The following is a 5,283-nucleotide window of genomic DNA, read 5'->3' on the forward strand; positions in this document are numbered from 1 at the left end:
GGTCTCGCGGATTTCCCCCGCCAGATTCTCCAGCTCGGCCAGCGAGAATTCCTTCAGGCCGGCGGGCGAATCGAGGTTTTCGAGTAAACCGCTCATGCTTGAAAATCCTTTGCCCACTCAGGAAGAACGATCGACGATGTAGTAGGCGATGCGCCGCAACGGCTCGGCCGACGCCCCCAGGGGCGCCAGGGCCGCAACCCCCAGGTCGCGCAGCTCGCGGGCTCGCACCCGCGCCTCTTCGAGGCCAAGCAGCGCCACGTAGGTGGCCTTTCCCCGCTCCTGGTCGCTCCCCACATCCTTGCCGATGACCGCCTGGTCGCCGACCACATCGAGGATATCGTCGGCGATCTGGAAGGCCAGCCCGGCGGCCTCCCCGTAGCGGGTCAAGGCAGTCAGGGATGCTTGGTCGGCGCCGCCGAGCAGGGCGCCGGCCTGCATCGCCGCCAGAATCAGGGCGCCGGTCTTGCGGGTGTGAATATATTCGAGGGTCGGAAAATCGATGGCCTTCCCTTCCGATTCCATGTCGACGACCTGCCCCCCCACCATCCCCTGCGAACCGGCGCAGCGGGCGATCGTGTGGAGAACCCGGCAGCGAATCTCCGCCGGCACCCGGGCATTGATCTGCGCATCAGAGAGGAGGATGAACGCCTCGGTCAGCAGGGCGTCGCCGGCCAGAATCGCCGTCGCCTCGCCGAAGATGCGGTGGTTGGTCGGTCGGCCGCGGCGAAAATCGTCGTCGTCCATGGCCGGCAGGTCATCATGGATCAGGGAATAGGTATGGATCATCTCCATGGCGCAGGCCGCGGGCAGGACCCGCTCGGCATCCCCACCCACCGCTTCGCAGGCGGCGATCATCAGCACCGGACGGATGCGCTTGCCGCCGGCGAAGACCGAATAGCGCATGGCCTTGTGCAGCGCGACGGGAAGGGTGTCTTCGGCCGGCAGGTAGCTATCCAGCGCCCGGTCGACGCGGGTAAGACACTCTTTTAGGTAATTCTTCAGGTCCATGCGGTCTCCAGGCACGGGCTTGCTACTGCTGGTTGAAGTCCTCTAAGGTCAGCCCGCCATCGCGGTCCTTGAGCAGAAGCTCGACCTTCAACTCCACCTCCTTGAGCAGTTTCCGGCAGCGGGCGGCGCTTTTCACCCCCAGCTCGAAACTCTCGAGCGACTCCTCCAGGGTCAGATCGCCGCTCTCCAGCCGCTCTACCACTTCTTCAAGGGCGTGCAGGGACGTCTCGAACGATTCCTTGCTTTTTTTCTTCTCCGCCATGTCTCTCTCTGCTCTGAAGGGGGTTTATTATTGCAACAGCCCGAATGGGAGTCAACGCTTTTCCCTGCCCAACAACTCGGTCAGGGCCAGCGGATCGACCCGGTCGCCGCGCAGTTTTACCCCCCAGTGCAGATGCGGCCCGCTCGATCGCCCCGTGCTCCCCACCCGGCCCAGGACCGTGCCCGCAGCGAGCAGCTGGCCCCGGCTGCAGTTGATCGTCTGCAGATGCGCATAGAGGGAAAAAAGGCCCTCGCCGTGATCGAGAATCACCGTCTGCCCGGTATAGAAAAGGTCGCCGGCGAAGGCCACCGTGCCGCGGGCGGCGGCACGGACGGGGGTGCCGGCGGCGCTGCGGAAATCGACCCCGGCATGGGGGGATTTCGGCTGGCCGTTGAGAATGCGGCGCAGGCCAAAAGGGCTGCCCACCGGATCGGCGACCGGATGGGCGAAGGATTCCCATAACGGCGGCGTCAGCTGCCGGGAAAAAAGGTCGGCCAGCAGGGCCCGCTCCTCTCCAATGCGCTTCAGCACCGCGGGGTCGGTCGGTGTCACCTTGGCCGGCGGCAGGGTGAGCCGCTCCTCCGCCCGCACCGCCTGGCGGACTTCGAGGCGGAGGTGGAAGGATTCGGCTTTGCCCCGGGAGTCGACCACGGTCACTTCGACCGGGTAGTTCCCCGGGGTCAGCTCAAGATCGGTTCCCAACAGGGCCAGGATGCCCTGGGGCGCCGACCGCAGATTGTAAAGCCGGCCGTTGAAGCGGGCGACCGCTTCCGAGGGCGGTTCCCCATGCCAGCGCAGCAGTGCCACGCCGCCGGTGTCGACAACGGGCGGCTCGAGGGTGAGAACGTCGGCCGGCGCCTGGGCCGGGAGCAGCAGAAAAAGGAGATACAGCCATCTCATTCGCCGGTCTCCTCGACGGTAGCGCCGGCGCTGCCGCGGGCGAAACGCAGCTGCAAGCGGTCGCCGCGGGCCAGGGTGCCGGCATCCAGCACCGCCTTCCCCGTTTTTTCGGCGAAGGCAATGGCGTAGCCCCTCTCCAGGGTTCGCAGCGGCGAAAGGAGATCGAGGCGGCCGGCGAGTGTGGCCAGACGTCCTTCGGTCTCCTGCTGCCGACGCGCCATGGACCGGTCCAGACGACGGACCAGATCGGCATGCCGCTGCTGCCACAACTGCAGTTGCTGGCGGGGCGAACGCAGACGCCGGGTGAGCCCCCGCATCCGCTCATCGAGCAGAGCCAGCCGCCCCTGCATCTGCCCCGCCAGGCGCTGGGACAGGTGGTCGAGATGCCCTTCCAGCTCCAGACGGCTCCTGGCCACCAGCTCGGCGGCGGCGCTGGGGGTCGGCGCCCGCAGGTCGGCGACGAAATCGGCAATGGTGGTGTCGACCTCGTGGCCGACTGCCGAGATGACGGGAATGGCGGAAGCGTGGATGGCCCGGGCCACCACCTCCTCGTTGAAGGCCCACAGATCCTCGAGCGAGCCGCCGCCACGCCCGACGATGAGGACATCGGCCGCCTTGAGCCGGTTGTGGTCGGCAATCGCTTCGGCAATTTCCGCCGCCGCCCCGTCGCCCTGCACCCGCACCGGCCGCAGCACCACCCGCAGGCCGGCGCCGCGACGGCGCAGCACATTGAGGATATCGTGGATGGCGGCGCCGGTAGCCGAGGTCACCACGCCGACCGTGCGCGGAAACGTCGGCAACGGACGCTTGCGCGCTTCGGCAAACAGCCCCTCGCCGGCGAGCTTGCTCTTCAACTGTTCGAAGGCAACCTGCAGGCTGCCGACGCCGCGCGGTTCGAGGGTCTCGGCGACGAGCTGCACCTCGCCCCGCTGGGAGTAGAGGGAGACCCGGCCGGAGAGAATCACCCGCATGCCGTTCTCTGGGCGGAAGGGGAGCAGCCTGGCCTGGGTGCGGAACATCACGGCCCGCAACTGGGCGCTCTCGTCCTTGAGCGAGAAGTAGAAATGTCCGGAGGCGGGGACGGAAAAGTTGGAGATTTCCCCCTCGACCAGCACCCGGGCGAAATTCTCCTCGACCACCTCCTTGAGCAGGGCGGCCAGGCGCGACACCGTCAGCATCGGCAAGCGTTCATTCACCATGAAAACCTACAACATATGGGGGGTTTAACATTGACTTTTACCCTCCGATCCCCTATATATGGCATCTCTGCCTGAAGCGAGGATCGACCATGTCCCGACCGTACGTGGTAACCATCTCCAGTGAAAAAGGGGGCGTCGGCAAGACCACCGTGGCCACCAATCTGGCCATCTACCTCAAAGCCCTCGCCGAAGATCTGCCGGTCACCCTCTTCAGCTTCGACAACCACTTCACCGTCGATCGCATGTTCCGCATCGGCCGGGGCGTGCCGCGTGGCGACATGCACGACCTGATGGAGGGAATCCCGGCCGAAACGTTGGTCGAAACCGGACAATACGGCGTTCAGTTCATTCCTTCCACCCGCCGCCTGGCCGAACTGCGCGGCCGACTCAATTCCCCGGACACCCTCGCCCGCCTGCTGGCCGCCTCGGCCCTGAGCGGCATCGTCATCATCGACACCCGCCCCGATCTCGACATCTTCACCCAGAACGCCCTGTACGCCGCCGACCGGGTCATCGTCCCGGTCAAGGACACGCCGTCGCTGGAAAACTGTCGCAGCATTTACGATTTTTTTGACCGTCAGGGACTCTCCAGGCGTCCGCTGCGCATCCTGCCCTGCCTGGTCGACTCGCGCATCCGCTTCGACGGCCCCTTCCGCGATCTTTACCGCCTGCTCAAAGGCTACGCCATCAACCGCGGCTACCGCTGCCTGGAAGGCTTCATCGCCAAAAGCCCCAAGGTCGAATCGCTGAGCACCAACCCTGACGGGAAAGTCTACCCCGTCATCACTCACGGCCGCGGGACCGAGGTGCACATCCAGTTCGCCCATCTGGCACGGCAGATTTTCCTCGGCGCCCAGCAGGAAGGTGAGCGGCGACTCGACCAGGTCCACCGTGAAATCGACCAGCAACAGACGCAGCGCGGTGAGGCGTACCGCGCCCGGCGCGAGCGGCTGCAGCCAGACTGCCTGATCTGCGGCAAACCGCTGGTCGACGCCGAAATCATCTCCCCCGCCGGCTATTATGCCGAGACTGCCGACGGCCAGTTGGCCGGCTTCCTGGAAGAGGAGTGTTTTTCCAGCCTGGTCTTCCGGCACTTCTACAACTCGCAACGGGAAATCGGGGCCGCCGACCCGCTGCGCGACCTCTTTCGGGAATCCGCGCAGCGTTCGTATTTCGTCCTGCGCCGGGCGCCCAATACCCGCAATTTCTATCAGCAGCAGGTTTCCTTCTACCGGTTTGACGAGGCCGGCCTGGAGGTTTCCAACAAGACCATCGAATTGCAGGAATTCGAGAGCCGCAGCCTCGGCCGGGAACGCACCCTGCTGTTCAGCCTCGCCTCCCGCGCCCTGTTCGATGCCGAAGGCCGCCTCGGCGACGGTTTTCTGTTGATCCGCCGGGTCAGCACCGACTTCCCCGAAGAGATTCTCTTCGATGAGCAGCAGGACCGCTTCACCGCTACCCGCGAACGCATCGCCACCCAGCTCCTTTGACGGGAGGCGTTGCAGCCAACGCTGTCAGCGGACCAGCAATTGCGACACGGGGACGATTTCGATCCCCTGCTGCTTCAGGTACGGAGCCTCCCGCCGCAGGGCCTCCAGCGTCTGCGCGTAAGGATGGCAGATCCCCACCGCTTGCCCCCGGCGACCGGCCATAACGGCCAGTTTGCGAATCTCCCGGGAAATCTGCTCCACATCCTGCTCATTGTCGAGGAAGAGATCACGGGCCGCTGCCGGCACGCCGGCTCGCCGGGCCTCGGCGAAGGCCACCGATTGCGCCGTCGTGCGACTGTCGACAAAGAAGAGCCCCGCCTCCTTCATCGCCGCCAGCACCACTTCCATCCCCTCCCGGTATTCGGTAAACCGCGACCCCATGTGGTTGTTCCCCCCCACGGCATAGGGAACCCGCTCGACAAAA

At 65.5% G+C, this 5,283-nt stretch carries 6 protein-coding genes; 1 reads left to right on the top strand and 5 read right to left on the bottom strand.

Translation table 11 applies throughout. The features are described 5' to 3' along the window. Nucleotides 1–117: 117 nt before the first annotated feature. The 4 genes from VD811_16550 to xseA are packed head-to-tail and all read right to left on the bottom strand — an operon-like array spanning nt 118 to nt 3,369. A complete protein-coding gene (locus VD811_16550; GenBank protein ID HXV22596.1) occupies nt 118–1,008 on the bottom strand; it encodes a farnesyl diphosphate synthase in 891 nt (296 codons plus the stop codon). A 22-nt stretch (nt 1,009–1,030) separates the two neighbouring features. Beyond that, nucleotides 1,031–1,270, bottom strand: a complete 240-nt coding sequence (xseB, locus tag VD811_16555) for an exodeoxyribonuclease VII small subunit (GenBank protein ID HXV22597.1) — start codon at nt 1,268–1,270, stop codon at nt 1,031–1,033. Nucleotides 1,271–1,321: 51 nt separating this feature from the next. Beyond that, a complete protein-coding gene (locus tag VD811_16560) occupies nt 1,322–2,170 on the bottom strand; it encodes a M23 family metallopeptidase (protein ID HXV22598.1) in 849 nt (282 codons plus the stop codon). After that, complete coding sequence (gene xseA / locus VD811_16565; protein ID HXV22599.1) at nt 2,167–3,369, bottom strand: exodeoxyribonuclease VII large subunit; 1,203 nt, start codon at nt 3,367–3,369, stop codon at nt 2,167–2,169. The genes VD811_16560 and xseA overlap by 4 nt, the downstream gene beginning before the upstream one ends. A gap of 89 nt (nt 3,370–3,458) precedes the next feature. Here xseA and VD811_16570 point away from each other — a divergent pair, with 89 nt between their 5' ends. Then, nucleotides 3,459–4,859: a ParA family protein gene (locus tag VD811_16570; GenBank protein ID HXV22600.1), complete on the top strand. Its 1,401-nt coding sequence runs from the start codon at nt 3,459–3,461 to the stop codon at nt 4,857–4,859. Nucleotides 4,860–4,883: 24 nt separating this feature from the next. Here the strand turns inward: VD811_16570 and VD811_16575 are convergent. Then, the coding region (locus VD811_16575) for a divergent polysaccharide deacetylase family protein (protein HXV22601.1) at nt 4,884–5,283 on the bottom strand (400 nt) is incomplete at its 5' end.

The sequence above is a fragment of the Desulfuromonadales bacterium genome (genome assembly GCA_035620395.1).
GTDB lineage: Bacteria > Desulfobacterota > Desulfuromonadia > Desulfuromonadales > DASPGW01 > DASPGW01.

Coding starts and splice junctions, on each gene's coding strand:
- xseA (HXV22599.1), bottom strand. CDS start 3,369: ATGGTGAATGAACGCTTGCCGATGCTGACGGTGTCGCGCCTGGCCGCC.
- xseB (HXV22597.1), bottom strand. CDS start 1,270: ATGGCGGAGAAGAAAAAAAGCAAGGAATCGTTCGAGACGTCCCTGCAC.
- VD811_16550 (HXV22596.1), bottom strand. CDS start 1,008: ATGGACCTGAAGAATTACCTAAAAGAGTGTCTTACCCGCGTCGACCGG.
- VD811_16570 (HXV22600.1), top strand. CDS start 3,459: ATGTCCCGACCGTACGTGGTAACCATCTCCAGTGAAAAAGGGGGCGTC.
- VD811_16560 (HXV22598.1), bottom strand. CDS start 2,170: ATGAGATGGCTGTATCTCCTTTTTCTGCTGCTCCCGGCCCAGGCGCCG.